Raw genomic sequence first — 26,686 nt, forward strand, 5'->3', positions numbered from 1 at the left:
CCACTCGTGCTCTTCGCTGTAAAACAGGTCCTCAGGGATCACCGTGTTGCTCCTTGCAGGTCAGGATGTGGGACGAGCGTACTCTGGCGACTTCACGTCGGCCAACGCCGTGATTGTGATCTTTTCCACCTTCAGCACAGTGGCCGTTCCGCCGCGGTTTGAAATGCGGTCGACAAGGCCGCCGCGGATGTTGGCAGCCTCCGCCAATGTGGCTGGATCACCGATCGCCTCGATCGTGAACGGGCGCTTTACCTCAAGGCCACCGATGAGGATCGTGTCGTCATCGTCGAGGAAGTACGTCTGCGCGACGACTCGTGCGACACCGTTGATCACGATCGCCTCAGCGCCGGCGTCACGCAGTTCCTGGACAGCGTCAAGCAGCTGTGGTGCGTCGATCGCGCGGTCTGGATCGGTGATCAGCAGGCGTACGCCGGGCCCGGTCGCACCAGACGTACCGGCGAGGATTCCGAGCTGATCAGCTCGCTCTTTGGCCTGGCGCTCGGCTTCTTCAGAACGCTTCGTACTGCTCAACAGGTCGTTGCGCGTCGACGTGAGGTCGTCGATCTGGATGTCGAGTCGTTCGTTGGCCGAGTCGAGCGACTTGAGCAGCTCAACGAGCTCATCGCCACGAACACTCGAGTAGTCGGTCGTGTCGCTCTGCTTGATCTGCAGGGTGATGGCGAACGCCAGCCCGCCGAGGAGGATCGCGACGACAACCTGCGAGACCGACGGCTTGCGGAGCAGATTCCTGGAAGGCTCTGTTGCCTCAGGCATGGAAGATCCGTCGACGGATGGCCGCGGCGTTGGCGAAGATGCGGATGCCAAGAACAACTACCACGCCGGTCGAGAGCTGCGAACCCACACCGAGCTGATCGCCGAGGTAGACCATGAACGCCGCGATGATGACGTTGGAGACGAAAGACACGACGAACACGCGATCGTCGAACCGGCGTTCGCCCAGTGCACGTAGGGCGCCGATGACGGCATCGAGGGCCGCGACAATGGCAATCGGCAGATAGGGCTGGAGCGACGTCGGCACCGACGGCTGGAGGATCAGACCGGCAACGATGCCGATCGCCAGTCCGAGTACGGGGATCATCGCGGGTCCTCGATCGCTTTGGCGTGGATGGGAGTCAGACGCTGGGCCGTCACGGCTGGCACGGTCAGCTGATCCGATGATGTCACTTCGTTGCGTACGCGGAGCGCCTGGACACGCCCCAGCCAGTAGCGACCCGACGGGTTGTCATTGAATCGCGACTCCAGCGTGTCGTCATTGCCGAGTGCGACGATCACGTACGGCGGGCCGATCGGGTCGTAGTTGACCGTGATGCCGCCGCCCGCGCTGCGGATGGCGCTCATCGTGCCGATACGTCGACCGTTGAGTGAAATGGCCTCCGCACCGGCGTACCAGAGGCCATTGACCAGGATCTGCAGATCGTTGTCGGTGAGCTGGTTGGTGTTGCGACGGTCATCGTTGTTGGTTGGCGTGGCCGTGAGTGTGATGCCCGGTCCGCGAGCAGCACGGTCGCCTGTCTTGAGCCGCAGCGTCTCGTACGCCGGATCGGTGCGGTTCGTGGACGCGCGCAGCTTTGCGACCGCGGCTCGGAGGTTGGCCGCGGTCTTCTCCTTGTTGTCCAAGAGCGTCTTGCGGTCATCGACATTGGCAATCAGCGAAGCGCGCTCGCGCTCGGTCGCTGGGCGGTCGCTCCGGGTCTGGACCACGGCCATCGTCACGAGCAGCGCGAACAGTCCCAGCACCACACCGGTCAACGCGGTGTTGAACTCCCGCGACTGCGAATAGTGGCCCGCGCGTACGACGTAGTAGTCGTCGTCGAGCGCTGTGTCGGCGATCTGCTCGAGCAGACCGGTACGGCGGTCTGGGTCGTCGGACATGCTCAGCGCCGTACGCGCGTCGTCGTGGCCATGAGCCGTCGGACCTGGAAGGCGTACAAGATGCCGCCCCACCAGTAGAGGCCCACGCCCCAGATGGTGAAGGCCCAACCGAACACGTTGGCAAGATCAGCAACTGTGCCCGTTGCATCACCCAGCAGGAGCAGCGGGAACGCGTACAACAGGCTCGCCGTTGCCGCCTTGCCGAGGAAGTGCACGGGCAGCGAGCTGTAGCCGCGCGTGCGCAGGAACGGCACCAGGCTGAACAGGAACACATCGCGCAGCGGCAGGATCACGGCGAGCCACCAAGGGATGATGTCGCGATAGCCGAGACCGATCACCACTGCCAGAATGAAGAACCGATCGGCCACCGGGTCGAGAATCGCGCCGATCTTGGACGTCTGGTTCAGCGAACGGGCGAGCTTGCCATCGAGATAGTCGGTGATGCCCGAGACCATCAGCACGACCAGTGCCAGCTCGTCCCACTTGGGACCCATCACCAGCCACAGGAAAACCGGTACGAGAAGAAGTCGCACAAAACTGAGGGCATTGGGAATCGTGAGGATGCGCTCCTCCACGGATTTCGCTCTCCTCGATGATGCGCGCGATGTCCTGGTCATGTCCCAGACAGACTAGACGAGTGCAACCGCGCGACTGCGCTCGGACACGACACGGCGTTCCAGCCCTCGGGCACCTCTTGCGCGCTTCATATGGGCTGACACACTGTGAGTGAAACCAGACAACTAAAGAACAGGGCATTGCCCTGACCGTCCCGAGGAGGATGCGTGGCCGACTACACACTTCCCGAGCTCCCGTACGACTACGGCGCTCTCGATCCGCACATTTCCGGCAAGATCATGGAGCTTCACCACTCCAAGCACCACCAGGCTTACGTGACAGGCATCAACCAGGCTCTCGAACAGCTCGAGGAAGCCCGCGACAAGCAGGCGTTCGGCAACATCAACTTGCTGGAGAAGAACCTCGCGTTCCACCTCGGTGGTCACATCAACCACTCGATCTTCTGGAAGAACCTCTCCCCCGAGGGAGGCGACAAGCCGACCGGCGAGCTGGCCGCAGCAATCGATGACAACTTCGGTTCGTTCGATGCTTTCCGTGCACAGTTCGAGGCCGTCGCACTGGGCCTGCAGGGCTCCGGCTGGGCCATCGTGGCCTGGGACTCGCTGGGTCAGAAGCTCGTCATCGTGCAGCTCTATGACCAGCAGAACAACATCCCGGCGACGCTGATCCCCATCACGCAGCTCGACATGTGGGAGCACGCGTTCTACCTCGACTACCTCAATGTCAAGGGCGACTACGTCAAGGCGTGGTGGAACATCGTCAACTGGGCCGACGCACAAGAGCGTTTCACCGCTGCGACCAGCGGCGGCCAGATCTTGTTCTGAGCAGTCTGTTCTCAGCAGCAACTTCAAACGGCGGGATCCCTATGGGTCCCGCCGTTTGCCATGTTCTGCGAGATCGCGGAGCCGGGCGTTGTACGCCTCGAGTGCGGCGTCGTCGGTGCGATCCTCTGATCGGTCGAACCGCTTGGCTTCGCGAGCATCACTGCGGAACCACTGCCACAGCAAAGCGCCCATGACGAGAATCAGCGGGATCTCACCCATCGCCCACGCCATACCGCCACCGAGGTACTGGTCGGCGAGCAGATCCGTGCGGTACGGCCGATCAAGCGCACGCCAGTAGTCGCCGGCGAACACGGAATTCGATGACATCACCGCGATCGCGAAGAACGCGTGGAACGGGATCGTCACGATCAACATGCCAAAACGCGCGATCGACGGCAGTGGCCGCGGTGACGGGTCGATGCCGATCAGCACGTAGTAGTAGAGCAGCCCGACGCCGAGGAAGTGCAGCTCCATGATCGTGTGACCCCAGTGGTTGCCCATAAGGCTTTCGAAAGCACCGCTGAAGTAGAGACCGTAGAGGCTGCCGACGAAGAGCAGCGGGCCCACCAGTGGATGCGTGAAGAAGCGCATCAACCTCGAGTGGAGGAACGACTGCAGCATCGCGCGCGGCGAGACCTCACCAGGCTTGCGGGGCCCAGGGAGCGTACGAAGAGCGAGCGTCATCGGCGCGCCCAGCACGAGGAAGATCGGCGCGACCATCGACAGCATCATGTGCGAGGCCATGTGCGCACTGAACAAGACGTGCGAGTAGGCGCCCAGGCCGCCGAACGTCGCCCACGCGATGATGACCATGCCAGCGAGCCACGAAATCGTACGACTGAGTGGCCAGGCGTCGCCGCGCTTGCGGAGGGTCCACACGCCGCTGAGGTAGAGCGCGGTACCGAGTCCGACGATCGCGAGGCCTGCTCCGTTGCCGGTCCAGCCCCACAGGATGCGCCCTATCGTCGGGGCCGCGGGCAGCGGACCGCCGAGCAGCTCCTCAAGCGGTGTCTTGAGGACGTCGTCGCCAACCGGAGTCGGCGTACGAGACAACGCAACAGCTAGACCGATCGTCGCGGCCATGATGAACAGCTCGGTGAGCGCGAGGCGTATGAATCCCGCTCCCTGCGCAACGATCCGTCGTCGTTGGGCATAGCCGAATGCTCCGAGCGAGATGAGCGCAGCGACCTTGAGCAGAACGAGTCGGCCGTACGTGGATCCGAAGACCTCGCCGAACGAGCCGAGCCGTACGGAGGCGTTGACGGCGCCTGAGACACCGACGATCACGAACGCCCATACGGCCAGCGCCGAGAACCGCTCGATGGCCGGCGGGAGTCGCTTGCTGCCGCGCAGGGCGACCCAGCCGAGGGCCATCAGGCCCCCGACCCAGAGCGTCACACCGATGACATGCAGCAGCAGGCTGGTGGTTGCGAGGCCGTGGGAGCCCGATGACGCGGAGTGGCCCGTGAGCGTGATGGGCGCGAGTGTCGCGAGTGCCAGACCGAGGATGGCACCGAGGGCCTTGGTCCCGAGGGTCCAGCGAGTCGCAATGGCAACCAGGCCGGCTCCGACTGCCTGAAGGAGGACGGCTCGGCCCGCAGATGTCTCCGCATAGCCCGTGATGAACGGACTCGAAAGGTCGGTGAGCGGCTTGGCAAAGATGTCGGAGACGTTGAGGAAGAACAGGCCGATCGTGACGGCGCACCATACGGCGGCCCACCACGACGCACGACGCACGGCTTGAACGGACAATCCCTGCACTTCGTCCTCGGACGACGGCAGCAGAAACGCGGCAACCAGCAGGAATCCGATGACCATGACGGCGCAGATGTCAGTCAGCAGCTTGAGGAAGGGCACACCCCAACCGACGAACTCGCCCGGGCTCGGGGTGTCGCCGGTGGGCGTTGAGGGCGCTCCTCCCCCGGCGTACAGAACGACGACCATCACGAATGCGCTCAGCAAGAACGCCAAGGCAGTGTCACGCGTCGTTCTGTTCATTTCGCCCCCTCAGCGGTGCGAGGAGCAGAGCGATCGCCACGGCGGCAGCGAGAATGCCCCAAATGAAGTGCGAGCGGTGGCGGTGCACAAAACTCTCTTCCTCGGGAAGGTTGACCTGCTTCACGGTCTGGCCCGTCGTAGTCGTCCAGTCGATCCTGCCTTCGACGGGATGCCCGTCGGCCGACACGACCCGGTATGTCGCGGTGTAGCGACCCTTCTGATTGCTCGGTGCGACGATCGCCGTCACAGTTGCGTCGACGGCGGACACGTCTGAAACCTCGACTTTGGTGCCGTCCGGTGCGCGTACCGCCACGAACGCGGGGTTGCCGATGTTCTCGCTGAACGTGAACGCGATCGATCGTGGTGCAGCTGCAATGGATGACCCGTCCTCAGGGTCGGAGCCGACGAGCGACGCGTGCGCCGACGCCGGTCCCGCCCCGAGGGCAAGGCAGAGCAGAGCCAGGAGGCTCACGCGAAGAACGACGTTACGCACGACGTCGATTCTGTCGCAGAACGACAAGCAGCGTTGCCACGGCGACTGCCAGGGCAGAACCGCCGAGCCAACGTGCTGTCCTGTCACCGTCATACGAGATTGACAGCTCGCTCGAATACGCAGCGCTGTCCTTCTCCGCAGCAACGGGTGCTGACAGCTTCAGCGTCGGGGCCGGGTGCTCCGGCTCTTTGTCGCCTTCGGCAACCTGATCCCAGTTGACGACCTCACCGTCGCTGTAGGTCTGTTCCGCCTTGAACGAGATTGACTCGTCGTCGGGGAACGGGCCGCCAGATATGGCGAACTCGTCGAACTGTGACGGTGCTATGCCCCTGCCCGAAGTGGTCCACGTGACGGTGCGGACCGACTCGGTCAGCTCGAAGTCCCCGACCTTGGTGGGAGCGTCGAGCTTTTCCTTCTTGAGGACGACCTTCCAGCCAGGCTTCGCCTGGGCCGTGAGGAAGGCCAGCGGGGCATCCTCAGGAAGGGTGACGACCAGCTTGGTGGTGGATGCGGTGTCCGACTCGGTCGGCACCCGGAAGACGGCCTTGCCGAATCCGCCCTGGGCAGCGTCTGTCGACGAGACCGAGACGTGTGCGGAGGCCGCACCTGCAACGCCGACAAGGGCAACCGTGAGGAGCGCAGCACAGAGCCGCGCGGGTGTTCTGTTCATGTGTGTTCTTTCTTGGAGGGGTTGAGTCGTACGGGTCAGCTGCGCCCGAACGGCGGACCTCTCAAGACGCGTGAGTACGCCAGTCGTACGTCGTGCCGCGAGCGGGTGACCGTGACGGACACGAGCTCGACCCGCAGCGGTACCGGGACAAAACCAAGAATGTGGGGTCGGAGCCGCAGTCCGAGCCGCTCCGCAACTCGCCATACGAATGCCTCACCACGAGAGAGCACAAGAGCGCTGGCCGCGGTCGCGAAAATGTGAGTCGCCACCATGAGGGCGGACATGTTCATCGAGCCCATCGAGCAACCCAGGTGCACGCAGATCTGGCACAGCACCAGCAGGCCAACCATCTGGCCCGTCGTCACTCGCCGCGAGGAGACTAGCCAGGCAACTGACGTGGCGCCGACGAACACCGTCGCCACGGCAGACCCTGGAACAATGCCACCCCCTGAAAGGTGCGCAAACGCAGCAGTTGCCGTGCACAGGAGCGCGATCGCAAGCGACCTGACGAGACGTACGGAACCACGTGCCGGGCGTATCGACTCAAACGAAACTGGCCCGCGCACCGGCTCAGGATATCTGGGGCCATCCCGGCCGAATCATGGGCTCACCACTATGTACCGTGGCCTCATGGCATCAACCGAACACGACACCGCATCCTTCATCAAGCTCGACGAGGCGTGGGGCGCCCACAACTATCACCCGCTCCCGGTGGTCATCGCCGAAGCTGAAGGTGCCTGGGTCACCGACGTCGACGGCAATCGCTATCTCGACTTCCTGTCGGGCTACTCGGCGCTCAACTTCGGCCACCGCCACCCCGCTCTGATCGCTGCCGCCCACGAGCAGCTCGATCGCCTGACGCTGACCTCACGCGCCTTCCACAATGATCAGTTCGGTGCGTTCTGCCAGGAGCTTGCCGAGCTCACCGGCACCGAGATGGTGCTGACCATGAACACCGGCGCCGAGGCAGTCGAGTCGGCGATCAAGGTCGCACGCAAGTGGGCGTACGAGGTCAAAGGCGTCGCATTCGACAGTGCCGAGATCATCGTCGCGGCCGGCAACTTCCACGGTCGTACGACCACGATCGTCTCGTTCTCCGACGATCCCGCAGCGCACGACAACTACGGCCCGTTCACCCCTGGCTTCATCACGGTCCCGTATGGCGACGCTCAGGCGATCCGCGACGCAATCGGTCCCAACACGGCAGCCGTCCTGATGGAGTCCATCCAGGGCGAGTCAGGCGTCATCGTCCCGCCCGACGGCTTCTTCGCCGAGGTGCGAAAGATGTGCACCGACAACAACGTGCTGCTTGTTGCCGACGAGATCCAGTCGGGTCTCGCACGCACAGGCAAGCTGTTTGCGCTTGACCACGACAACGTACGAGCTGATCTCTACACGCTCGGCAAGGCACTCGGCGGCGGCATCATCCCCGTTTCCGCCGTAGTCGGCCGCGCCGACGTGCTCGGCGTTCTTAAGCCTGGGCAGCACGGCTCGACGTTCGGCGGCTACCCCGTCGCCTGTGCCGTCGGCCGCGCTGTAGTCGAGCTCCTGCGGACCGGTGAGTTCCAGGAACGATCCGAGGAGCTGGGCAAGCATTTGCACAGCCGCCTCGAGGATCTGATTGGCCACGGCGTCAGTGCCGTACGCGGACGTGGCCTCTGGGCTGGTGTCGACATCGATCCCGCCGCCAAGACGGGCCGCGAAGTGTCGATGGCGCTCCGCGATCGAGGCGTGCTCTGCAAGGAGACCCACGAACGCACCCTGCGCATCGCTCCCCCGCTCGTCATCACCCGCGAAGAGATCGATCATGCGATCGATTCGCTGGTCGAGTCGCTCGAAGCCTGACGAGACAGTGAGCACGCTCGGAATCATTGGTCTGGTCCTCGCGGCCATCGCCGGTTTCTTTGCGATCCTGGTGATTGTCGGAGCAACGCGACTGCGCGGTATGCGCAAGGGATACCGAGCGCGCGTCGAGGGCGCAGGCACCGCAGAGCTGTCCGGACAGGCCAACTTCTTCGGCCAGGCGTCTGAGGGCAAGGCTCAGGTACGTGGTCTCGGTACGTTGCTGCTCACCGAGGCAGAGGTCGTCTTCGTGCAGATCATGCCGGCCCGAGAGCTTCGCATCAGTCGCGACTCGATCACGTCGTGTCGGGTCACCCGCCACTTCCTTGGCAAGACCCAGGGCCGGGACCTGCTCGTCGTCATGTGGGAGACCAACGGAATGGGCGATGCAGCAGCGTTCGACACTCCCAACATCTCCGACTGGACTTCACGGCTCGATCCGTCGGTCAGCTGAAGAACGCCGCGCCGCCCGGCGGTGGTGGCGACTGCTCGGTGTCGGAGTCAGTGAACGGCAACTGCCCGGCAAACCGGTCGACCACCTCGCGATAGGGCACGACCCGGTAGGGCAACGGCGAACTGGCGGCGCGACGAGCCAGGGACTCCCACGGGATCGGCCCGCGAGATCCGACCACCAGCAGGTTGCCGAAACGGCGTCCCTTGAGCGTTGCCGGCTCGGCGCTGATCATGACGTTCGGGAAGTGAGCACACACTCCGGCGATCACCCGCCGTGCATACGCGAACGGTGCTCGGTCAGCGAGGTTGAGAAGCAGCAGTCCCCCATCAGTCAGCACATTCGAGGTCTGCTCGAAGAATTCCGTCGTGACGAGGTCGGCCGGAATGCGTGCGCCGTCGAACGCATCGAGCACGATGATGTCCGCGAAGTCGGGGCGCATTGCCGCGATGCCGGTACGTCCGTCGACCGGCCGCACCTTGATGCCGCTGTGGCGCGGGAGTGGAAGCTGCTCACGCACGAGGGCCGTGACGCACTCGTTGGGCTCGAGGACGATCTGCGCCGACGTCGGTCGTGTGCTGGCGACATAGCGCGGCACGGACATACCAGCGCCGCCGACGTGTACGAACCGCAGCGGTGAGCCAGGAACGCCGTGCGCATCGATCACGTCGACGATGCGCTGGACGTAGTCGAACTCAAGCCGGAGCGGATCGTCGAGGTCGACGTAGGACTGGTCAGTCCCGTCAATCCGCAGGATGAACGCTCCTGGCCGGTCGCGATCGGCGATGATCTCGATCGCGCGATCTGTCACCACGTCATCCGACACGAGCGGCGAGTGTCTCGCCGGGCAGCTGCACCTCAACGAGCATGCCCTTGCCGAGCTGACGGCCACGACGTGTCTCGATCTCACCGTCGACCAACACGTCTCCGCCCTGGATCATGGCGCCGGCCTGAGCGCCGGACTCGGCGAAGTTGGCGAACTTGAGGAACTGGCCGAGACGGATCATGTCTCCGGTGATCTCAACGGTCTCGATGTCGTCGGCTGCCATGGGACCAGCCTAGGCTGCTCGTATGACCACCGGTACGCGCGCAGACGTATGGACCTCGTCCGTACGTCTCTATCGCACCCGTTCGTTGGCATCAGCCGCCTGCCGGGCCGGCCACGTCAAGGTCAACGGAGCAAAGGCGAAGCCAGCGCAGACCGTGTGCGTCGGCGACCGTGTCGAGGCACTCACCGATGGCGGCCTACGGATCCTGGTTGTCACGCGCATCATCGTGAAACGCGTCGGCGCCGCGATCGCGGTGACCTGCTACGAGGACCACACTCCCCCGCCTCCGCCCAAGGAAGAGCGGACTGTGATGCCGCGCCGCGATCGAGGAGCGGGCCGTCCGACGAAGCGCGACCGCCGGGCCCTCGATCGACTGCGCGGTCGCTAGACCATCAGAACGACAGCAGCACCCATCTGCTGAAGGCACGTACGAGACGCCGAACGGCCCGATGCGCCTCTATTCGAGGTCACACCGGGCCGCCCGCCAACTTCACGCGATCAGTAGACCGGCGGCTCACCCTCCGCGGCGGGGCCCCGCTCGACCGGCTCATGGTTGATCATCTGCGCGTAGGCATGGTTCTCATGCTGCAGCATCCTCGCCATGAACCCGATCAAGGCCAGCATGCCGAGAACGACGAAGACCACGAGCAGTGCGGTGGAATCCGCCCCGGTAAAGACGGCTCCGGGGGTGTCCCAATCACTGATGGGGCTCATACGGTGACCTCCTCTTTGACGGCAGTGCCGTTCTTGAATCCATTCATTGTGGTGACCGGAATGCCCTCGGGGTACGGCGTCGCCGGTACCTCGCTCAGGTCGAGTCCAGCAAGCTCAACCTCTGCAGGTATCCGCAGGAGGTTGGCCTTCTTGAGCGCGAGCGAGATCAGATAGCCAGGCACGAATCCGAGGAGTGCAAGGACGACAGTCCCACCGATCTGACCGAGCGGGTTGACGTCGGGGATGCCCTCGATATTCGGGTAACCCCAGAGCACGAACCCGGAGACGACCAGACCATAGACCGCGCAGCCGCCATGCACCGTGACCGCGCCGACCACGTCATCGATGCCGAACTTCTCGATCACCTTGCCGAAATGCGGAATCAGCGATCCGCCGACAACGGCGATGATGAATGCCAGGGCCGGGTGATAGAGGTCCATACCTGGTGCAACTGAGATGACCCCGGCGAGGCCGCCGGAGATCGTCCAGAACGGCTCACCCTTCGAGCTCACATACGCGCCGATGATGCCGCCCGCGAGACCCATCAAGGTGCTGAACGCGATCGCCGACAGGTTCGTCGGGTTGCCGAAGATCGAGAAGTAGCCGGAGTTTGTGTAGACCACACAGCCCATGAGAAAGCCGAAGAAGCCGATGAAGATCAGCATCAGTCCCAGCATCGTCAGCGGCAGGTTGTGCGGCGGGATCGTGACTGCCTTGCCGTTGACGAATCGGCCTATGCGCGGGCCGAGGTTGATTAGCACGCCAAGGGTGAACGCACCCGCGATGAGGTGCACGCAGCCGGCGGCGCCGAAGTCGTGCCAACCCCACTCAGTGAGCAGCCAGCCATTTCCGTGCCACGCCCAGGCGGCGCCAATGATCCAGACCACCGAGCCGAGAACCGTAGTGAGAACCAAGAACGCACTGGTACGGATCCGTTCGAGAACCGCCCCGGACATGATCGAACCGGTGGTAGCAGCGAAAAGTGCGAAAGCTCCCCAGAAGATGCCGTTGACAGACGTCGTGTTCGGGCCGGAGATCTCAGCCCATGGCAGATAGTCCTTGGCGCCGGTGAAGTCGATCGCTCCGACCGGGAACTGCGGGAACGCGTAGTAGAACCACCAGCCGAAGAAGAAGAACGTCGAAATCACGACCGCGAAGGTCAGAAGGTTCTTCATGGCCGAGGCCAGTACGTTCTTGGATCGTGAGGCGCCGACTTCGTAGGCTAGGAAGCCGGCGTGGATCGCGATCATCAGGGCAATCGAGACCCAGTAGAAGAGATCGGTGATGACCGACTCCATCGATGCGAGAGTGTCCTCGGGTGACACGGGTTACCTCCACGGTAGTGGGACAGGATGTCGAGCAAGGGCTCCGTTGCCCGTGCTTCACCGCGAGATTATTCGTCCGAGAATGACGCCCGATCACCGTGTTGTAACGTCTCCGTGAACACTGGGAATTAACAGCGTCCACCAAGAGTGACTATTTGCGGGCAGGGCGCACCACTAGATGTCGTCGGGGAACGCAATCACCGAGAGGAACCGGATCGGCAGCTCAATGAGCGCGACCGGGCCATGGGCGCCTTCGCCGTCAAGGGTCAAAGAGTCGCCAGGCTCCATCCGGTGGACAGATCGGCCGTGACTGTAATCCATGACGCCTTCGAGGACGTGGATGAACTCCGTGCCAGGGTGCTGGAACAGTGGATAGACCTCACTGTCCTCCGACAATGTCACCATGAGGCACTCGAGTCGTTTGTGCTCGCCGCGAAGAGCGCCGAGCAGTTCGTACGAGTGGCCCTGCTTGGTGCCGTTTCGCGTGATCGCGGGTCCACTGCCGGCCTTGGTGAGCGAAGCCTCACGCTCGGCATCGCCGCCTCGGATCAACGCCGTCACCGGGACGTCCAGGCCGGTCGCAAGGCGGGCGAGGGTGCCGAGGCTGCACGAGGTCTGCGCGTTCTCGATCTTGGACAGCATCGCCTTGGAGATGCCGATCCGCTCAGCAAGCTCGGTCACCGACAGGTCGTAGCGTTGACGCACGGCGCGAACGTTGGCTGCGATTGCCATCTGGAGCTCGAGCTCTTCGGTCGCCGCCCCAGGCTCTCGGTCGCGAGCGATCCCGGTCGCATTCCGGATCAGGCCTTCGCGTTCCGTAGTCACGACGCCAACCCTATTCCAGCGCCGCTGCCAGGCCCGGGAGGCTGGTCATCGCATCTCACCGGCGCCGACGTACGGGAACTGTGTCGTCAGCGGCTCGCCCTCGGCGAACCGGGACAACCTGAAGTCGGTCTCCGGGATCCTCGGATCGCTGCTTCGTCCCTCGACCACGAGGTCGGCGACCAAGCGGCCGACCGCAGGCGCAATTTTGAAGCCGTGTCCGCTGAAGCCCGCCGCCACGATGAGCCCGGCCACATCGGTTTTCGAGATCACGGGATTCCAGTCCGGCGTCACGTCGTAGCAGCCCGCATAGCTGCTGCTGATCGACGCGTCCGGCAGCCCAGGAAAGCGCGCACTGATCTTGTCGACCGTGAGGTCCACGAACTCGTCGTTGGCTCGGTTGAGGTAGTCGTCCGGGTCCACGATCTCGGGCTCGGACAGATCGCTGTTGCCAAAGAGGATTTCTCCTCCCACATCCGGACGCACGTATTGGAGCGACACCAGATCGGAGAACACCGGCACCGGACCAATGTCCACACCAGTGGCGATCATCACGATCTGTTCGCGGTGGACTCTGATCGGTACGTCAACTCCGTACCGCGCGAGCAAAGGTTGCGTCCAGACTCCGGTTGCCACCACCACTGTGCCGGCAGCGATCGTCGTCCCGTCGGCAAGTCGTACGCCGGTGGCTCGGTCGTGCTCAACCACCAAACCGGTAACGAGCGCACCCTGGCGAATCCTCACTCCTGCTGCCCGTGCGGAAGCGGCGAACGCCTGCGCAGTCGAATAGGCATCGCCGTACCCACCGCGTGCCTCCCAGCCGAACGCAGCGAACGGCTCCAGGTCGGCGACGGGCCACATCTTCGCTACGTCAGACCGGTCGATCTCCTCGGTCTGTACGCCCACGGCGCGCTGCGCGGCCAGACTGGCTCGCATGTTCGTGACATTCGGCTCCCCCACACCGACCACGTAGCCGGTCTGCCGGAATCCGATGTCGACCCCGAATATCTCCTCGGCCTTCTCGAATACCTCGAGTCCGACGGCTGACATCGCGGCCAGCGAGCTCACGCCGTAGTGGCAGCGCACGATGCCCGAGGACTTACCGGTCATGCCTGCCCCGACCGTCGAGCGTTCCAGGACGACGACGTCGGTGATACCTCGCTGGCTCAGTGCCCAAGCTGCCGCTGCGCCCTCCAGCCCACCGCCGACGATCACGACCTCGGCGCTCTCGGCAGCCACCGAGGGCATCAGAAGCCTCCCTGGCCGGGGACCCAGTTCGTACCTGCCAACGGGACCCGGGCCATCGCAGCCGCCTCGATCGTGATCGCGACCAGGTCCTCAGGCTCAAGGTGCTGCAAGTGCGCCTTGCCGCACGCGCGGGCGATGGTCTGCGCTTCCATGGTCAACACCCGCAGGTAGTTCGCGAGCTTGCGTCCGCCCTCAACGGGGTCGAACCGCGCCGACAGTACCGGGTCCTGCGTCGTGATGCCGGCCGGGTCACGGCCGTCCTGGAAGTCGTCATAGAACCCGGCCTTGGAGCCGAGCTGTTCGTACTCGTCCGCATACTTCGGGTCGTTGTCGCCGAGTGCGATCAGCGCAGCGGTACCGATAGCCACCGCGTCTGCGCCGAGTGCCATCGCCTTGGCGACGTCAGCACCGGTACGGATGCCACCCGACACGATCAGTTGGACCTCGCGCTGCACACCGAGTTCCTGAAGTGCCTGCACTGCCTGCGGGACTGCGGCCAGTGTCGGAATACCGACATGTTCGATGAACACGTCCTGGGTGGCGGCGGTGCCGCCCTGCATGCCGTCGACGACCACGACGTCGGCGCCAGCGTGGACTGCAAGCTTGACGTCGTAGTACGTACGAGTCGCACCGACCTTCACGAAGATCGGCTTCTCGTGGTCCGTGATCTCTCGCAGCTCATTGATCTTGATCGTCAGATCGTCGGGTCCGGTCCAGTCGGGATGACGGCAGGCGCTGCGCTGGTCGATGCCCACTGGCAGCGTGCGCATCCCAGCGACTCGCTCCGAGATCTTCTGCCCCAAGAGCATCCCACCGCCGCCAGGTTTGGCGCCCTGACCGAGCACGATCTCGATCGCATCGGCCTTGCGGAGGTCGTCTGGATTCATCCCATAGCGAGATGGGAGGTACTGGTAGACGAGATGCTTGGACTGCCCGCGCTCCTCAGGCGTCATGCCGCCGTCGCCGGTCGTCGTCGAGGTTCCGGCCTCCGAAGCGCCCCGACCGAGCGCTTCCTTGGCCGCACCGGACAGCGCACCAAACGACATGCCTGCGATCGTGACCGGGATATCGAGGTGGAGGGGGTACTTCGCATGCCTGGCACCAAGCACCACGTCGGTGCCGCAGCGCTCGCGGTAGCCCTCGAGTGGATATCGGGACATCGAGGCTCCGAGGAACAGCAAGTCGTCGAAATGCGGGAGCGCACGCTTTGCACCCCACCCCCGGATGTCGTACACCCCGGTCTCGGCCGCCCGCTGGATCGCAGCGATCGCGGCCCGGTCGAAGGTCGCGCTCTCGCGCAGGCCCCAGTTCTCCTTCGTCATGCGTGTCCTTCCGGGCTAGTACGCCGACGTGTTGTCGACATTGAAGTGGTAGAGCTTCCGGGCGGACCCGTACCGCGTGTAGGTTGCCGGGTCGTCCTCGTAGCCAGCGGCCTTCAGCAACCCCGCAAGCTCCTCGAGGTGCTCGGCCCGCATTGGTTTCGCAACGCAGTCCGCACCGAGCGATGCCACCTCGCCACGTACGTAGATGCGTGCCTCGTAGATCGAGTCACCGAGCCCGTCACCGGCATTGCCGCGGATCACGAGTCGGCCCGCTTGCGCCATGAACGCGCTGCTGTGACCGACATCGCCGCCGACCACGATGTCGGCTCCCTTCATCGAGATGCCACACCGCGCCGCCGCATCGCCATCCACAACCAGGAGTCCGCCGTGGGCTGTGGCACCGGCGCTCTGCGATGCGCTGCCATTGACGACAACGGTGCCGCTCATCATGTTCTCGCCGACGCCGGTGCCGGCGTTGCCGTTGATCGTGATCTCGGCCTGCTGATTCATACCTGCCGCGTAGTAGCCGACGTGACCCTCAATGGTGATCTTCACCGGCGCATTCACACCAACCGCCACGTTGTGGGCGCCGAACGGCTGGGAGATCACGATCTCGCCTGCCAGATCAGGGGCGTGGAGTGCCGCGTTCACCTCCCGAAGCGGGGTGACGGTGAGGTCGTACGTTGTATGGATCATCGCGTCCATGCGTAGATCACCTCCGGCTCCGGCTCCCAGATTCGTGCACTCTCAACACCGGGAAGGTGCGCCAGAGCCCGGAACTCGCTGCCCATCGCGACCCAGTCGTCGCATTCGGCGATCACGGCCGGTTTGCACGCGATCGCGTCCCGCACGACTGCGAAGCTGTCGTGGTTGGACACGACCAGCGTGTAGAAGCCGTCAAACGTCGCGCACAGTTCTTTCAACGCAGTCTCGACGTTCCGACCCTGCGCGAGTTGGTGAGCCACAAACCGGGCGCCAACCTCGGTGTCGTTCTCACTGTCGAACACGATCCCGTCGGCTCGCAGGGTCCGGCGAATCGTGGCGTGGTTGGCGAAGGATCCGTTGTGCACCAGGCACTGATCCGGGCCGACAGCGTACGGGTGACAACCCGCCGGCGTCACGGCAGATTCGGTCGCCATCCGGGTGTGTCCGACACCCTGCCAGCCCTGGGCGCCGGCGAGTCCCCACGAATCGGCAAGGACCCGAGGGTGACCCACACCCTTGAGGACTGCGAGATCGGTGCCGAACCCGGCGACCAGCGCCTCTGGCAGCGCTGACTTCGCGGCTCCGAGTAGTTTTTCGCTGTCGACGTCCGCTGTGAGGAGGTACGTCGTACCCAGGATCTGAATGCTCACCCCAACACCAAGCACGTCGCCGACGGCCGCCGCAGCCTCGTCTGGTCCAACCGAGACGTCGAGCAGCGAGACAGCGCCCTGCCCGGCCGGAGTCCACGTCGGGTCTCCGTACACCGCGACACCGGCTGAGTCGGCGCCTCGGTCCTCCATCTCGCAGAGCATGCCGGTGAGCAGCTCGCCCAGCCTCGGATAGAGCTCAGGGTTGCGGAGGTGCAATCCCACGATCCCGCACATAGGTTTTCCTTTCTTGTGGTCACGATCCGACTGCGCCGTCAGCGCGAGCCTCGAGACCAACGGCAACTAGAAGGCAGTGAGGTAGCGGTCGATCTCCCACGCGCTCACGGCGGCGTGGTATTCGCGAAATTCGTCCCGCTTGAGAGCGGCAAAATAGTCCGCCACCCCCGGACCTACGGCGTCGAGGACGCCACATACGACTGGATCGGCTGCCATCAGGTCGATGGCCTCGAGCAGGGTGCTGGGCAGTTCGCCCTCGGGCCCGCTACCGATCGGACCCGGATGTGCGCCGCGGGCGATACCGTCGAGACCGGCACCGAGCGCGCCCGCAACGGCGAGGTAGGGGTTGGCAGAAGCATCGCCGCCGCGCATCTCGATGCGCTGGTCATCCGGCACCCGGATGTAGTGAGTCCGGTCGTTGCCTCCGTATGTAGGCGTCCGAGGCGCCCACGATGCCCCCGACGCGGTGGAGACCGCGCCAGTCCGCTTGTAAGAGTTGACGGTCGGGGCGATCAGGCCCTGCAACGCCTGCGCATGCTCGAGGATGCCTGCGACGAAGCTGTAGGCCGTCGAGGAGAGACCAAGACCAGACTCGTCTTCTCCCGGGAAGACGGGCGCGTCGTTGGACGTGAGGGACAGGTGCAGGTGCAGCCCGCTGCCGGTGCGATCGGAGAACGGCTTCGGCATGAAGGTGGCGATCATGTCCCGCTCGCTGGCCATCACGGAGAGCAGGTAGCGAAGCGTGACGACACGATCGGCGGTGGTCAGCGCGTCGGCGTACTCGAAGTTCTGCTCGAACTGCCCGTTGCCGTCCTCGTGATCGTTGGCGTAGTTGCCCCAGCCGAGCTGGTTCATCGCGGTCGAGATGGAGGTCAGATGGTCGTACATACGAAACACGCCGCGTGCGTCATAACAGGGCTGCGCCGCGTCGTCTGCGGGATCCGCGGTCTCGATGCTCCCGTCCTCTGCCTTGCGTACCAAGAAGTACTCGACCTCAGCTCCGACCCACGGTTGGAATCCCATCTCGGCCGCTCTCGCGATCACGGACTTGAGGATCACCCGCGGGGCATACGGCCATGGCGCGCCCAACACGTGCGGGTCACAGTGCACGAGCGCGAGACCCTCCTTGACGAACGGGATCGGGGTGAACGATGCGACATCGGGCATAGCCATCACGTCGGGGTCTTTCGGCTCCTGTCCGAGCGCGCCAACCGCGTACCCGGCGAAACCGACGCCCTCATTGGCAAGCTGGTCGACGGCCTCGACCGGCACCAGCTTGGCGCAGGGTTTGCCCCGCAGGTCAACGAACAGCGCGAGGATGAACGAGGTGTTCGCCTGCTCGGCGAGCTCCCGAAGCGTCTCCATGGTCTGGCTCCAATTTCTAGTAGATGTCCTGTAGGTCGTTGTCGTCGTGAGGAAGCGAGTTCAGGTCCGCAACCACGGCACGACGTGGTGCCGGTAGTCCCCAAAGCCCTTGTATGTCGCGAGTTCTTCCGGCAGCTCCTCGATGACGGTCGCCAGTTGCCGCGCCCAGACCGGGAAGGCCTTGATCTCGGCGAGGGAAGCCATGTGGGTACGGATGTTGAACGTGACCGTGCCGGTCATGGGCAGTCGGATGAAGTGCTCGACCTCGATCCGCAGCTGGAGCTCGCCCCAGCGGCCGTCCCGCACGAGGGCGGGGATGTCGGTACCCCATTCGGGCAGTTCCTCGAGGCTCACGTCGAGCTTGCGCGACCCGGACCCCGACAGGGTCCAGTTGACCCGCCGGTAGACCTTGTCCGCTGGCAGTCTCATGAGGAACTGCTCCGCCCGGGCGGTGATCCCTTCGTTCGTCAATCGCGGCACGGGGTTGTGGATCTCGTACATGTCCATACCGACGTCGAACGAGACCGACCAGGCGGCTGCGAAGGTGACGGCGCCGGCGTCAAAGTAGAGCCGGCCGTCGCGCTCGGTGACGAGCAGCAGGTCGTCGGGCACCTCGCGGGCGAGAAACTCGAACGGTCCGTAGGGAATCGAGTCCCACTCCCCCAGCACGAATACCTGATCCGTGCCGAGCAGATCGTTTCGCCAGTGGAACCGGAGCGGGTCACCGTCGACGCCTTCGGTGAGGTGCATCAGCTCGGGGTACGACCTGTCAAGATCGCGGAAGTAGTAGAGCAGCAGGTCCCACGCAGCCAGCTCCATGCCGGGCCTCAGTTTCACCCGATCCGGGTCCTGATCGAGAATCCGTCGGCGGTCATCCATGATTTCGACGTACTCCGCGCCGCCGAGGTCAACGATGGTTCGGCCCCACTCGCCTGCTGCAGTCGGTCGCGACACCATGGCCGGGTCGACGTTGACGCTGTAGCGAAACTCCGCCAGGTCGTCGGGAAACGGCCACGGCAGCGTTGCGCAGTGGTCAACCGGTTGGGACAGGTAGGCCGCAGCGGCGGGCGTCAACTGCGTGGAGCGGGTTTCGACAGTCACAATTCCACCTCGATGTTCGATCCTTCGGATCCACGCGAGACGCAGCAGAGCATCGCGTCCCCACGACTCTTGTCCTCGTCAGAGAGCACCAGGTCGCGATGCACGATGTCCCCGCTTCTGACAGGGATTCGGCACTCGCCGCACACACCTTGGCGGCACAGACTCGGCACCGGCACGCCGTGGTCCACGAGCCTCTGCAGGAGCGAGACCCCGGACGGAACGTCGATCGTCTGGCCGGTCGACGCGACGGTCGCAGTGAACGGACTGCCCGGATCCTGCTCAGGGGCTGCGAACCGCTCGAGGTGCACTCTCGCCTTCGGCCAGCCAGCCGTCGCCGCGAGTTGCTGATAGCTCTCCAGCATCGCCATCGGCCCGCATGCGTAGGCGTGAGTGCCCAGCGGCTGATCAGCGAAGCGATCGGTGAGCAATGCCAGCGTCTCGTCCACCGTTGTCACCGCAAAGAGGGTGATGCCGGGTTGTTCGGCAAGGACCTCCAGGTCTTCGAGATGAGCAGCGTGACCGGGTCGGTAGGAGTAGATGACATCGGCGGTTCCACCCGCCCGGGAGATCGCACGGGCGTGGGACAGGACCGGAGTCACTCCGATCCCGCCAGCAACGAGCAACGCATGTCGCTGCCCCAGGATCGGCGCGAACATCGACCGTGGCCCTTCAACCTCCAGCAGGTCCTCGGCCGTGACGTTGTCGTGCAACCAGTCCGAGCCCCCGCCGTCGCCTCGGCGCATGACCGATATCCCGTACGTGGTGGGGTTCAGTCCGTCGCCAACCAGCGAATAGGCGTTGCGTTTCTCCCCAGCGCTCACAATCAGATGGCTGCCCGGTTGGTAGGCCGCCAGGATCCCTCCGCCGGGATCGGCCAGATCGAAGTGGGTGATCGTTTCCGTCAGATGAACAACTCGCACGACCCTCAAATGGCGTGCGGCAGTTTCGTAGGCCGGATGCAGGTGTCGTGAGCCGCCGCGCTCCACTGCGACTGCCGTCATGAGGTCAGCTCCCGCGCCTGGGCAGCTGAGGCGAGATAGCTCCCCAGTACGGCGGAGTGGTGCTCGTGCACCTCGAGCTGGCGACGGCAACCTGGGCAGGCCACTTCGCCACCTGGGGTGGCCGCGACTCGATGTGTGCCGCGGCAGTGCGCGCAATAGACAGGCAGGTCGCGCTCGTGCGTCACCCGACTGTCCAGCTCGTACGCCAAGGTGCCGTGTTCGCGAGCGAAGGCGAGGGCCTGCAACACGTCGTACCTGCCGCCGGCGATGAGGACACGTACGCCGACGCGAGCTCGAACGAGCATGTCGGCGAGCACCTCTCGGTCAGGCTGCGCGGCCATCGAGTCGAGCACGACCAGGGTCGTCGGTGCAACGCTCTCGGCCTCCGCAATCCACGACTGAGCCACCTCAGCTGTCAGCGGGTCTGAGCCAATCGCGACGACAAGGTAAGACGCCGCCGCCAGGTCCAGCCCGGCGTTCATGAAGCGCTCCCGGAATCCCGCAGCCAGGCGGCTGCCCTGTCCCTGTACTTGATGATGCCCTTGTAGTCGGCGATGTCTTCAGGCAGCTCAGCGAGCACCTCGGCCGTACGAACGCGCCACTCCTCAATCGTTGCGAGCTGCTCCAACGGGAGCATGTAGGTGCGTATGAGGAACATGATCGCGCCGGACTCCGGCAGCCGAATCAGGTGCTGTACCTCGACGCGCAGATTCACGAGTTGGCCGAATTCCGCGTCATTGACCTCTTGGATCATCTCGCGGTCAGGGCCCCACTCCGGATAGAGCTCGGTGGAGACGTCGAGGCGCCGACCGATCGTGAGAGTCCAATTGGTCCGTCGGTAAGGCTGGTGCGGTTGGAGTCGTTTGAGGAACTCGTGGGCGCGGGTGATGACCCCTTCTTCACGCAGTCTCGGCACTGGGCCATGGATCTCGAGGAAGCTCATGCCGACGTCGAAGCCGAAGCTCCAGTCCGCTGCGAAGGTCACCACGCCGGCGTCGCCCCACAGCTGATCGGCGCGCTGGTCCAGGAGCACGATGTCGTCCTGGACCTGCGAAGCGATGTAGCCGAGCGGTTCATCAGGGACGGTTCGTTCGTCGCCGTACGTGAACTCGAGCGACTCGTCCAGCACCCGGTTCTCCCAAAGCCAGCGCAGCGGTCCGGTACGCGTGAGTGACATCCGGTCTGGGTAGGCCACGGCCATCTCGTGCATCAGCGTGAGAAGCGCATCCCAGGCCGCGCCACGCATGTGCGGGAGTACGACGTGTCGGCCTGGGTCCTTGGCGAGGATCTGCTTGCGCTCGACCAGCTCACGTTCGTACTCACCGTCCATGTCCACGACCGCAGCGCCCCACTGGCCAGCTGGTGTGGTCACCGGGCTCGGAGAGGGCGAGACGTTGGTGCTGTAGCGGTATCGGTCCTCGACGAACGGGAACGGGAATCCCGCGATCAGGGAATCGGCCGGGTTGGTCGGAGCTGGCACAGTCAGGCTCATCAGAGGGCCACCTCGAGGCCGGGTCCCTCGGCGCGGGAGACGCAGCACATCAGCGCATCGGCCGCCTCCTTCTCGCCGTCGGAGAGGAACAAGTCACGATGCAACGGCTTGCCACCGACCACCGGGATGCGACATTCGCCGCACACCCCTTGCCTACACAGGTTCGGGATGTCGTGGCCGGCGTCCAGAAGTGCCTCGAGCAGGCTCGTCCCGCTCGGCACTTCGATCGTCGTGCCACTTGCAGAGAGCGTGACTGTGAACGGTTCACCGGGATCGAGCACGTCAATGCCAAACCGCTCCGCGTGAAGCCGCGATGGCGGCCAGCCAAGGTCAGCGGCGCTCGCAAGGACGTGGTCAATCATTGCGGCGGGTCCACAGACGTACAGGTGGGTGCCAAGTCGTTGCGCGACGAGGACTTCCGCCAGCCTCGCGACGAATTCGGCCTGGTCGGTGAAGAGTTCGAGCCGGTCGCCGGCGAGCTCGCGCAGCTCCTCGACATGGGCGGCGTGGCCTTCACGGTGCGCGTACAGCACCTGCATGTCGCGGCCCCACTGATCGGCCGCACGTACATGCGACAGGATCGGTGTCACGCCGATGCCTCCGGCCACCAGTACGTGGCGGGTGGCCTTGTTGGCAGGTGCGAATGCACTCCGCGGCAGTCTTGCCTCGACCAGATCCCCCACCGACAGCTCATCGTGGATCCACCGGGAGCCGCCGGCGCCCCCGTCGAGCCGAAGCACAGAGATCGAATAGGTCGCCGGGCGCACCGCGTCACCCGTCAGGCTGTACGCATTGGCGCGGCCGCCACATTCCACAACCAGATGACTGCCGGGCACGTAGGTGGGCAGCGCCTCGCTCCCGTCCGCGGCCGCCAGCGTCATGCTGCGAATGCCCGGCACCGAGTCGTCGAGTGCCGTGACGACGAGCTCTAGTGTCGTCACGATGCGATCTCCTCGGTCATTTTGCCCGCGCGAGTCTCGGCGTCGACCTGAAATCCAAGAAACTGACCGGTGCGGCGCGACACGTGGTGATAGACGAGCAAGCTGCGGTCGCAACCACCGCATGGCAGCACGTCGCCGATTGCCACATCAGCGAGCGACGTCGCGTTGCAGTGGACACACCACACCTCAACCGCGTCACGCTGGGTCGGGGCAAGGTGAAGCTCGTCGTCTTCGGCACCGACACTCACAGCAACACCGCGAAGCGTGAGACACGAGCTCACTGGCCCGGCGATGCGAACCCGTACGCCCACCCGTGCGTCGGTGAGCGCCACAGCCAGCTCCGTACGCACGGAGTCTGCATCGTCGCCGAGGACCTGGCCGACGATGTGCCCCGGCAGGTCAGCCACCCAGGTCGCGACCGCCTGACGCCCGTCAGCTCCGACGCCGACGAGCAGGTAGGAACTCCCACTGTGGTCGGGCTCGGCCACCCGGCCACCAGTCGCCGCCCACAGCGGAACGCTCGTGTGTTCAAGCTTCGGCATATCGACTCGTCTCAGAGCAGGCTGGCGTCGCGGTGGCCGGTGTAAAACGCGAGCGCATATGACGGCGTGCTGAAGTAGATCTTCGAGCCCTTCGGGAAGAAGATTGCGTCCTTGGCCCTCGCGACTTGGGTCTGCCCGGTCTCCTTGTTTTCGAGCAGGAACTCGCCCTCGAGGACGACTTTCATCTCGTCGTACTCGTATTCGTAGAAGAGCGGTGCGTCGCTGTGCTTGAGCTCGAAGAAGCCACTACACATGACACTGCTGTCGGGGTTCTCATAGACATCGCCGATGAATCCCTCCGTGCCCGGGTACTCGTCCGCGGCCATCTTGGGAAGGTCCTTCCACGCGTCAGCGGTCACCTTGAAGGGTGCTTGGGAGGTGGTCTCCACGAAACTGGCTCCGTTCTCTGTGAGTGGATGTTGATACCTCTCATGAAACAGGTGCCGTGTTTCGACCGTGTTATCTGTGCGTACCTTTTTGATCAAACTCGATCTCCGGTCGACCGAAGGCGCCGGCCTTGAGACTGACGCCGGTGGCTTCCAGCTGCCGCGCACCGGCGACCAACGCAGCAAGCGTGCGAGCAGCAGTGGCGTGGTCGAGTCCGGCGGGCGGACGGATGTTGGACACGCAATTGCGCCGTGAGTCCAGAACGCCGGGTCGTGGCTGCCAGGTTAGGTAGGCGCCGAGACTGTCGCTGCTCGACAGGCCCGGCCGTTCGCCGATGAGGACGAGCACCAGGCGCGCTCCCAGAGCTGCTCCGATGTGGTCGCCAAGTGCGACCCGAGCCTGAGTGGCAACAACGGGCGCAGCAACGGCAGTCGCCGCGTCAAGTAGCGGGAGCAGCTCTGCCAACAGTGATACGGCATGTGTCGTGACAGCCGTGGCAGAGAGCCCGTCTGCGACAACGATCGCCAGGTCGCACTGCCCGGACGAACGAAGCTCGTCGAGCACGCCTGGCGCCGGCGTGCGGCCGAGGTCAGGCCGGGTCAGGTACGTAGCCCGGTCCGGCGCGGCGGATGCGATCACCGTGGGCTCGCCCAGGTCCAGCTCACGGAGATCGGCGACGATCGAAGGTACGTCGAGCGGCAGGTGGACGGCGTCCCTGGCCAGCGCGTGAGCAGCGCCGGCCTCGAGCACCGCCTGCGTCGTGAGACCAGTGCCGGCGCGACCCAGTCCGATTCGTGCCGGAGTCGTGGCCCGGAGCAAGGTCCAGAAGTCACTCATGCCCGCGCCCCCAACGCACGCAATGGGCTGGCGGCTGGGTCGACCGATCGCACGCCACCTTCGTCATCGAGAAGGCCGAGGCTCTTCAGCCACTCCTCGAACTCTGGAGCTGCGCGCTTGCCGAGCACCTGTCGTGCATACAGCGCGTCGTGGAACGAGGTGGACTGGTATCCGAGCATGACGTCATCGGCACCGGGAACCGCTATCACGAACGTGCAACCCGCAACTCCCAGCAGAGTCAGAAGCGTGTCCATGTCGTCCTGGTCTGCCTCCGCGTGATTGGTGTAACAGACGTCCACACCCATTGGTAGGCCGAGGAGCTTGCCGCAGAAGTGATCCTCGAGACCCGCACGGGCGATCTGCTTGCCGTCATAGAGATACTCCGGGCCGATGAAGCCGACGACAGTGTTGACGAGGAATGGGTCGAATGCCCGGGCCACGCCGTAGGCCCGGGCCTCCAGAGTCTGTTGGTCTACGGGACGGTCGCCGACTCCGAGGTGAGCCCCCGCGCTGAGTGCGGATCCCTGACCGGTCTCGAAATACATGGCATTGTCGCCCACCGTGCCGCGGCCCAGCCCACGCGCGGCATCACGCGCCTCGGCGAGCATGGCGAGCTCGACACCGAATCCGGCATTGGCCCCCTGCGTCCCGGCGATCGACTGGAACACCAGGTCGACCGGGTGTCCAGACGACATCAGATCGAGAGTCGTGGTGACGTGAGTCAGCACGCACGACTGTGTCGGGATCTCGTAGCGGACTCGTATGTCATCCAGGAGCGCGATGAGGCGCGCAACCGTACGCGGGTCGTCAGAGGCGGGATTGATTCCGATGACCGCGTCACCGGAACCCATCAACAACCCATCGAGCACCACCGCTGCGACTCCCGCGGGGTCGTCGGTCGGATGATTCGGTTGAAGTCGGGTCGACAGTCGCCCCGGCAGGCCTAGCGTCGTGCGGAACCCTGTCACGACCTCGGTCGCGGCACCTACGGCGATCAAGTCCTGGTTCCGCATGAGCTTGGACACCGCAGCAACCATTTCGGGGGTAAGTCCCGGCCCGACTCGCCGGAGCCTCTCGGCCGGGTCGGGGCCGGAGGCGACTTCGAGCAGCCACTCACGAAGGCCGCCCACCGTCAGGTGGCTGATCTCGGCGAACGCGCTCACCTCATGGGTGTCGAGGATCAGGCGCGTTACATCGTCGGTCTCCGGCGGGACCACATGGTCGGTGAGGAAGGTGCTGAGCGGGACATCAGCGAGCGCCCATCGCGCCGCTGCCCGCTCGGCATCACTGTGCGCCGCACACCCGGCGAGCACGTCTCCCGAGCGCATCGGAGTGGCCTTGGCAAGCAGGTCCACGAGACCGTCGAACGCGTATGTCCTGCCGTGCAGGGTTTGCTGGTATCTCACCCTCGCAGAGGTTAGCGAGTAGATGTTTCGGCGAGGTGTCACTCACGCGACGGCGCACGAGCGTCGTCCCCGGGCGCAAATCGAACGAGCGTCAGTGCTAGGCCGGAATCGGCGTACAGACCACAACGGGGATCTCACGAGCACCAGCACGCTCCTTGTAGCCGTCGTAGCCGCTGTTCAGCTGCGTTGCCAGGCTCCACAGCTTCTCGCGCTCGGAACCTTCGGCTTCGCGCACCCGGTACTTGCCGCCCGCCTTGCCGACATACAGCTCGACCTCGGGGTTGGCTCGGAGGTTGTGCAGCCAGGCCGGGTGCTCCGGCGCTCCACCCTTCGACGCGATCAGGATGACGTCGTCGCCGTGGGTGAAGTAGACCAGTGGTGTCTGACGCTCCGCGCCGGACTTCCGACCAACGTGCTTGAGAACGACCACCGCATTTGTGCCGGTGGTGTTGATTCGCCCACCGCTCATCTTCATCAGGATCGGATCGATGCGACCACCGACGTGGATGAGGTACCAGGTCACCGCCCGGCGCTTGGCCAGCTTCTCGATCGACCTCTTGAACGCGCCCTTCGGCGCGGTCGGGTCCAACGCAGGGACTTTGCTGCTCTTGGTCGCCATCAGCCCACAATAGAAGTACGGCAACGAATACAAACAGAAAAGCGGCTCATCATCGATGAGCCGCCCTCTTCTCAAACGTCGGGCTGACAGGATTTGAACCTGCGACCCCCTGACCCCCAGTCAGGTGCGCTACCAAGCTGCGCTACAGCCCGTTTGTACCGAAGTGGAACTTTACCGCA

General features: G+C 64.5%; 32 protein-coding genes and 1 tRNA gene. 4 read left to right on the plus strand and 29 right to left on the minus strand.

Translation table 11 applies throughout. The features are described 5' to 3' along the window. Positions 1 to 60: 60 nt before the first annotated feature. From V6M39_RS01855 to V6M39_RS01870, 4 genes are read right to left on the minus strand one after another with little or no spacing between them, the layout of a single operon-like run. Positions 61 to 774 (minus strand): DUF881 domain-containing protein, encoded by a 714-nt coding sequence (locus V6M39_RS01855; protein WP_332641957.1) that lies wholly within the window; start codon positions 772 to 774, stop codon positions 61 to 63. After that, a complete protein-coding gene (locus V6M39_RS01860; RefSeq protein ID WP_309969553.1) occupies positions 767 to 1,099 on the minus strand; it encodes a small basic family protein in 333 nt (110 codons plus the stop codon). The genes V6M39_RS01855 and V6M39_RS01860 overlap by 8 nt, the downstream gene beginning before the upstream one ends. Continuing rightward, positions 1,096 to 1,893, minus strand: a complete 798-nt coding sequence (locus tag V6M39_RS01865) for a DUF881 domain-containing protein (RefSeq protein WP_332641958.1) — start codon at positions 1,891 to 1,893, stop codon at positions 1,096 to 1,098. The genes V6M39_RS01860 and V6M39_RS01865 overlap by 4 nt, the downstream gene beginning before the upstream one ends. 2 nt (positions 1,894 to 1,895) lie before the next feature. Continuing rightward, the gene (locus V6M39_RS01870; RefSeq protein WP_332641960.1) at positions 1,896 to 2,468 is read right to left on the minus strand and encodes a CDP-alcohol phosphatidyltransferase family protein; all 573 of its coding nucleotides are present in this window, start codon (positions 2,466 to 2,468) and stop codon (positions 1,896 to 1,898) included. Between the two features lie 207 nt (positions 2,469 to 2,675). Here V6M39_RS01870 and V6M39_RS01875 point away from each other — a divergent pair, with 207 nt between their 5' ends. Continuing rightward, the gene (locus V6M39_RS01875; RefSeq protein WP_309969543.1) at positions 2,676 to 3,293 is read left to right on the plus strand and encodes a superoxide dismutase; all 618 of its coding nucleotides are present in this window, start codon (positions 2,676 to 2,678) and stop codon (positions 3,291 to 3,293) included. Positions 3,294 to 3,332: 39 nt separating this feature from the next. Here the strand turns inward: V6M39_RS01875 and V6M39_RS01880 are convergent, their stop codons facing one another. Genes V6M39_RS01880 through V6M39_RS01895 form a run of 4 tightly spaced genes read right to left on the minus strand, consistent with a single transcriptional unit; the run spans position 3,333 to position 6,876 of the window. Further along, complete coding sequence (locus V6M39_RS01880; protein WP_332641961.1) at positions 3,333 to 5,291, minus strand: cytochrome c oxidase assembly protein; 1,959 nt, start codon at positions 5,289 to 5,291, stop codon at positions 3,333 to 3,335. Further along, positions 5,272 to 5,784: a copper resistance CopC family protein gene (locus tag V6M39_RS01885; protein ID WP_332641962.1), complete on the minus strand. Its 513-nt coding sequence runs from the start codon at positions 5,782 to 5,784 to the stop codon at positions 5,272 to 5,274. Before V6M39_RS01885 ends, V6M39_RS01880 begins: the two co-directional genes overlap by 20 nt. Then, entirely contained in the window at positions 5,777 to 6,454 is a 678-nt protein-coding gene (locus tag V6M39_RS01890) for a YcnI family copper-binding membrane protein (RefSeq protein ID WP_332641963.1), read from the minus strand. Before V6M39_RS01890 ends, V6M39_RS01885 begins: the two co-directional genes overlap by 8 nt. 35 nt (positions 6,455 to 6,489) lie before the next feature. Continuing rightward, positions 6,490 to 6,876: a hypothetical protein gene (locus V6M39_RS01895; protein WP_332641964.1), complete on the minus strand. Its 387-nt coding sequence runs from the start codon at positions 6,874 to 6,876 to the stop codon at positions 6,490 to 6,492. A 208-nt stretch (positions 6,877 to 7,084) separates the two neighbouring features. Here V6M39_RS01895 and rocD point away from each other — a divergent pair, with 208 nt between their 5' ends. Both rocD and V6M39_RS01905 read left to right on the plus strand, forming a co-directional pair. Continuing rightward, positions 7,085 to 8,299, plus strand: coding sequence for an ornithine--oxo-acid transaminase (gene rocD / locus V6M39_RS01900; RefSeq protein WP_332641965.1), 1,215 nt, complete (start codon positions 7,085 to 7,087; stop codon positions 8,297 to 8,299). A gap of 7 nt (positions 8,300 to 8,306) precedes the next feature. Continuing rightward, on the plus strand, positions 8,307 to 8,750 hold the full coding sequence (locus V6M39_RS01905; RefSeq protein ID WP_332641966.1) for a hypothetical protein: 444 nt from the start codon (positions 8,307 to 8,309) through the stop codon (positions 8,748 to 8,750). Here V6M39_RS01905 and V6M39_RS01910 read toward each other — a convergent pair. Both V6M39_RS01910 and V6M39_RS01915 read right to left on the minus strand, forming a co-directional pair. Further along, positions 8,743 to 9,558: a spermidine synthase gene (locus V6M39_RS01910; RefSeq protein ID WP_332641968.1), complete on the minus strand. Its 816-nt coding sequence runs from the start codon at positions 9,556 to 9,558 to the stop codon at positions 8,743 to 8,745. The genes V6M39_RS01905 and V6M39_RS01910 overlap by 8 nt on opposite strands. 4 nt (positions 9,559 to 9,562) lie before the next feature. Continuing rightward, positions 9,563 to 9,796: an RNA-binding S4 domain-containing protein gene (locus V6M39_RS01915; protein ID WP_332641970.1), complete on the minus strand. Its 234-nt coding sequence runs from the start codon at positions 9,794 to 9,796 to the stop codon at positions 9,563 to 9,565. A 22-nt stretch (positions 9,797 to 9,818) separates the two neighbouring features. Here V6M39_RS01915 and V6M39_RS01920 point away from each other — a divergent pair, with 22 nt between their 5' ends. Further along, the gene (locus V6M39_RS01920) at positions 9,819 to 10,184 is read left to right on the plus strand and encodes an RNA-binding S4 domain-containing protein (RefSeq protein ID WP_332641971.1); all 366 of its coding nucleotides are present in this window, start codon (positions 9,819 to 9,821) and stop codon (positions 10,182 to 10,184) included. 110 nt (positions 10,185 to 10,294) lie between these two features. Here the strand turns inward: V6M39_RS01920 and V6M39_RS01925 are convergent, their stop codons facing one another. The 19 genes from V6M39_RS01925 to V6M39_RS02015 all read right to left on the minus strand — a co-directional run bounded on the left by V6M39_RS01925 (position 10,295) and on the right by V6M39_RS02015 (position 26,659). After that, the gene (locus tag V6M39_RS01925; protein WP_332641972.1) at positions 10,295 to 10,510 is read right to left on the minus strand and encodes a hypothetical protein; all 216 of its coding nucleotides are present in this window, start codon (positions 10,508 to 10,510) and stop codon (positions 10,295 to 10,297) included. Then, positions 10,507 to 11,835: an ammonium transporter gene (locus tag V6M39_RS01930; protein WP_332641973.1), complete on the minus strand. Its 1,329-nt coding sequence runs from the start codon at positions 11,833 to 11,835 to the stop codon at positions 10,507 to 10,509. Before V6M39_RS01930 ends, V6M39_RS01925 begins: the two co-directional genes overlap by 4 nt. A 174-nt stretch (positions 11,836 to 12,009) precedes the next feature. Beyond that, positions 12,010 to 12,660 carry a helix-turn-helix domain-containing protein gene (locus V6M39_RS01935; RefSeq protein WP_332641974.1) on the minus strand — a complete coding sequence of 217 codons (651 nt, stop codon included), beginning with the start codon at positions 12,658 to 12,660 and terminating at the stop codon, positions 12,010 to 12,012. Positions 12,661 to 12,705: 45 nt separating this feature from the next. After that, on the minus strand, positions 12,706 to 13,905 hold the full coding sequence (locus V6M39_RS01940) for an NAD(P)/FAD-dependent oxidoreductase (RefSeq protein ID WP_332641975.1): 1,200 nt from the start codon (positions 13,903 to 13,905) through the stop codon (positions 12,706 to 12,708). Continuing rightward, positions 13,905 to 15,227, minus strand: a complete 1,323-nt coding sequence (locus V6M39_RS01945; protein WP_332641976.1) for an FMN-binding glutamate synthase family protein — start codon at positions 15,225 to 15,227, stop codon at positions 13,905 to 13,907. The genes V6M39_RS01940 and V6M39_RS01945 overlap by 1 nt, the downstream gene beginning before the upstream one ends. 15 nt (positions 15,228 to 15,242) lie before the next feature. After that, complete coding sequence (locus V6M39_RS01950) at positions 15,243 to 15,932, minus strand: hypothetical protein (RefSeq protein WP_332641977.1); 690 nt, start codon at positions 15,930 to 15,932, stop codon at positions 15,243 to 15,245. Next, positions 15,920 to 16,816, minus strand: coding sequence for a hypothetical protein (locus V6M39_RS01955; protein WP_332641978.1), 897 nt, complete (start codon positions 16,814 to 16,816; stop codon positions 15,920 to 15,922). Before V6M39_RS01955 ends, V6M39_RS01950 begins: the two co-directional genes overlap by 13 nt. A gap of 66 nt (positions 16,817 to 16,882) precedes the next feature. Beyond that, a complete protein-coding gene (glnT, locus tag V6M39_RS01960; RefSeq protein WP_332641979.1) occupies positions 16,883 to 18,181 on the minus strand; it encodes a type III glutamate--ammonia ligase in 1,299 nt (432 codons plus the stop codon). A gap of 60 nt (positions 18,182 to 18,241) precedes the next feature. Further along, positions 18,242 to 19,282 (minus strand): heme-dependent oxidative N-demethylase family protein, encoded by a 1,041-nt coding sequence (locus tag V6M39_RS01965; RefSeq protein ID WP_332641980.1) that lies wholly within the window; start codon positions 19,280 to 19,282, stop codon positions 18,242 to 18,244. Then, positions 19,279 to 20,283 carry a PDR/VanB family oxidoreductase gene (locus tag V6M39_RS01970; protein WP_332641981.1) on the minus strand — a complete coding sequence of 335 codons (1,005 nt, stop codon included), beginning with the start codon at positions 20,281 to 20,283 and terminating at the stop codon, positions 19,279 to 19,281. Before V6M39_RS01970 ends, V6M39_RS01965 begins: the two co-directional genes overlap by 4 nt. After that, the gene (locus V6M39_RS01975; RefSeq protein ID WP_332641982.1) at positions 20,280 to 20,765 is read right to left on the minus strand and encodes a dimethylamine monooxygenase subunit DmmA family protein; all 486 of its coding nucleotides are present in this window, start codon (positions 20,763 to 20,765) and stop codon (positions 20,280 to 20,282) included. The genes V6M39_RS01970 and V6M39_RS01975 overlap by 4 nt, the downstream gene beginning before the upstream one ends. Continuing rightward, positions 20,762 to 21,775, minus strand: coding sequence for a heme-dependent oxidative N-demethylase family protein (locus V6M39_RS01980; RefSeq protein ID WP_332641983.1), 1,014 nt, complete (start codon positions 21,773 to 21,775; stop codon positions 20,762 to 20,764). Before V6M39_RS01980 ends, V6M39_RS01975 begins: the two co-directional genes overlap by 4 nt. Continuing rightward, positions 21,775 to 22,716, minus strand: a complete 942-nt coding sequence (locus V6M39_RS01985; protein ID WP_332641984.1) for a PDR/VanB family oxidoreductase — start codon at positions 22,714 to 22,716, stop codon at positions 21,775 to 21,777. The genes V6M39_RS01980 and V6M39_RS01985 overlap by 1 nt, the downstream gene beginning before the upstream one ends. After that, a complete protein-coding gene (locus V6M39_RS01990; RefSeq protein WP_332641985.1) occupies positions 22,713 to 23,258 on the minus strand; it encodes a dimethylamine monooxygenase subunit DmmA family protein in 546 nt (181 codons plus the stop codon). The genes V6M39_RS01985 and V6M39_RS01990 overlap by 4 nt, the downstream gene beginning before the upstream one ends. 11 nt (positions 23,259 to 23,269) lie before the next feature. Next, the gene (locus V6M39_RS01995) at positions 23,270 to 23,647 is read right to left on the minus strand and encodes a hypothetical protein (RefSeq protein ID WP_332641986.1); all 378 of its coding nucleotides are present in this window, start codon (positions 23,645 to 23,647) and stop codon (positions 23,270 to 23,272) included. A gap of 70 nt (positions 23,648 to 23,717) precedes the next feature. Next, positions 23,718 to 24,482, minus strand: a complete 765-nt coding sequence (eutC, locus tag V6M39_RS02000; protein WP_332641987.1) for an ethanolamine ammonia-lyase subunit EutC — start codon at positions 24,480 to 24,482, stop codon at positions 23,718 to 23,720. Further along, a complete protein-coding gene (locus V6M39_RS02005) occupies positions 24,479 to 25,888 on the minus strand; it encodes an ethanolamine ammonia-lyase subunit EutB (protein ID WP_332641988.1) in 1,410 nt (469 codons plus the stop codon). The genes eutC and V6M39_RS02005 overlap by 4 nt, the downstream gene beginning before the upstream one ends. Positions 25,889 to 25,985: 97 nt before the next feature. Beyond that, a complete protein-coding gene (locus tag V6M39_RS02010; protein WP_332641989.1) occupies positions 25,986 to 26,507 on the minus strand; it encodes a nitroreductase/quinone reductase family protein in 522 nt (173 codons plus the stop codon). 78 nt (positions 26,508 to 26,585) lie between these two features. Continuing rightward, a tRNA-Pro gene (locus V6M39_RS02015) sits at positions 26,586 to 26,659 on the minus strand. Between the last annotated feature and the right edge of the window lie 27 nt (positions 26,660 to 26,686).

The organism is Aeromicrobium sp. (assembly GCF_036675695.1).
Lineage (GTDB): Bacteria > Actinomycetota > Actinomycetes > Propionibacteriales > Nocardioidaceae > Aeromicrobium.

What these genes read in the sequence shown, in the direction of transcription:
- V6M39_RS01980 (WP_332641983.1), bottom strand. Translation starts at nt 21,775, where the DNA reads ATGAGCCTGACTGTGCCAGCTCCGACCAACCCGGCCGATTCCCTGATC.
- V6M39_RS01950 (WP_332641977.1), bottom strand. Translation starts at nt 15,932, where the DNA reads ATGGACGCGATGATCCATACAACGTACGACCTCACCGTCACCCCGCTT.
- V6M39_RS01860 (WP_309969553.1), bottom strand. Translation starts at nt 1,099, where the DNA reads ATGATCCCCGTACTCGGACTGGCGATCGGCATCGTTGCCGGTCTGATC.
- V6M39_RS01890 (WP_332641963.1), bottom strand. Translation starts at nt 6,454, where the DNA reads ATGAACAGAACACCCGCGCGGCTCTGTGCTGCGCTCCTCACGGTTGCC.
- eutC (WP_332641987.1), bottom strand. Translation starts at nt 24,482, where the DNA reads ATGAGTGACTTCTGGACCTTGCTCCGGGCCACGACTCCGGCACGAATC.
- V6M39_RS01865 (WP_332641958.1), bottom strand. Translation starts at nt 1,893, where the DNA reads ATGTCCGACGACCCAGACCGCCGTACCGGTCTGCTCGAGCAGATCGCC.
- V6M39_RS01975 (WP_332641982.1), bottom strand. Translation starts at nt 20,765, where the DNA reads ATGAACGCCGGGCTGGACCTGGCGGCGGCGTCTTACCTTGTCGTCGCG.
- V6M39_RS01915 (WP_332641970.1), bottom strand. Translation starts at nt 9,796, where the DNA reads ATGGCAGCCGACGACATCGAGACCGTTGAGATCACCGGAGACATGATC.
- V6M39_RS01940 (WP_332641975.1), bottom strand. Translation starts at nt 13,905, where the DNA reads ATGCCCTCGGTGGCTGCCGAGAGCGCCGAGGTCGTGATCGTCGGCGGT.
- V6M39_RS01855 (WP_332641957.1), bottom strand. Translation starts at nt 774, where the DNA reads ATGCCTGAGGCAACAGAGCCTTCCAGGAATCTGCTCCGCAAGCCGTCG.
- V6M39_RS02010 (WP_332641989.1), bottom strand. Translation starts at nt 26,507, where the DNA reads ATGGCGACCAAGAGCAGCAAAGTCCCTGCGTTGGACCCGACCGCGCCG.
- V6M39_RS01990 (WP_332641985.1), bottom strand. Translation starts at nt 23,258, where the DNA reads ATGCCGAAGCTTGAACACACGAGCGTTCCGCTGTGGGCGGCGACTGGT.
- glnT (WP_332641979.1), bottom strand. Translation starts at nt 18,181, where the DNA reads ATGGAGACGCTTCGGGAGCTCGCCGAGCAGGCGAACACCTCGTTCATC.
- V6M39_RS01970 (WP_332641981.1), bottom strand. Translation starts at nt 20,283, where the DNA reads ATGACGGCAGTCGCAGTGGAGCGCGGCGGCTCACGACACCTGCATCCG.
- V6M39_RS01945 (WP_332641976.1), bottom strand. Translation starts at nt 15,227, where the DNA reads ATGACGAAGGAGAACTGGGGCCTGCGCGAGAGCGCGACCTTCGACCGG.
- V6M39_RS01955 (WP_332641978.1), bottom strand. Translation starts at nt 16,816, where the DNA reads ATGTGCGGGATCGTGGGATTGCACCTCCGCAACCCTGAGCTCTATCCG.
- V6M39_RS01880 (WP_332641961.1), bottom strand. Translation starts at nt 5,291, where the DNA reads ATGAACAGAACGACGCGTGACACTGCCTTGGCGTTCTTGCTGAGCGCA.
- V6M39_RS01925 (WP_332641972.1), bottom strand. Translation starts at nt 10,510, where the DNA reads ATGAGCCCCATCAGTGATTGGGACACCCCCGGAGCCGTCTTTACCGGG.
- rocD (WP_332641965.1), top strand. Translation starts at nt 7,085, where the DNA reads ATGGCATCAACCGAACACGACACCGCATCCTTCATCAAGCTCGACGAG.
- V6M39_RS01920 (WP_332641971.1), top strand. Translation starts at nt 9,819, where the DNA reads ATGACCACCGGTACGCGCGCAGACGTATGGACCTCGTCCGTACGTCTC.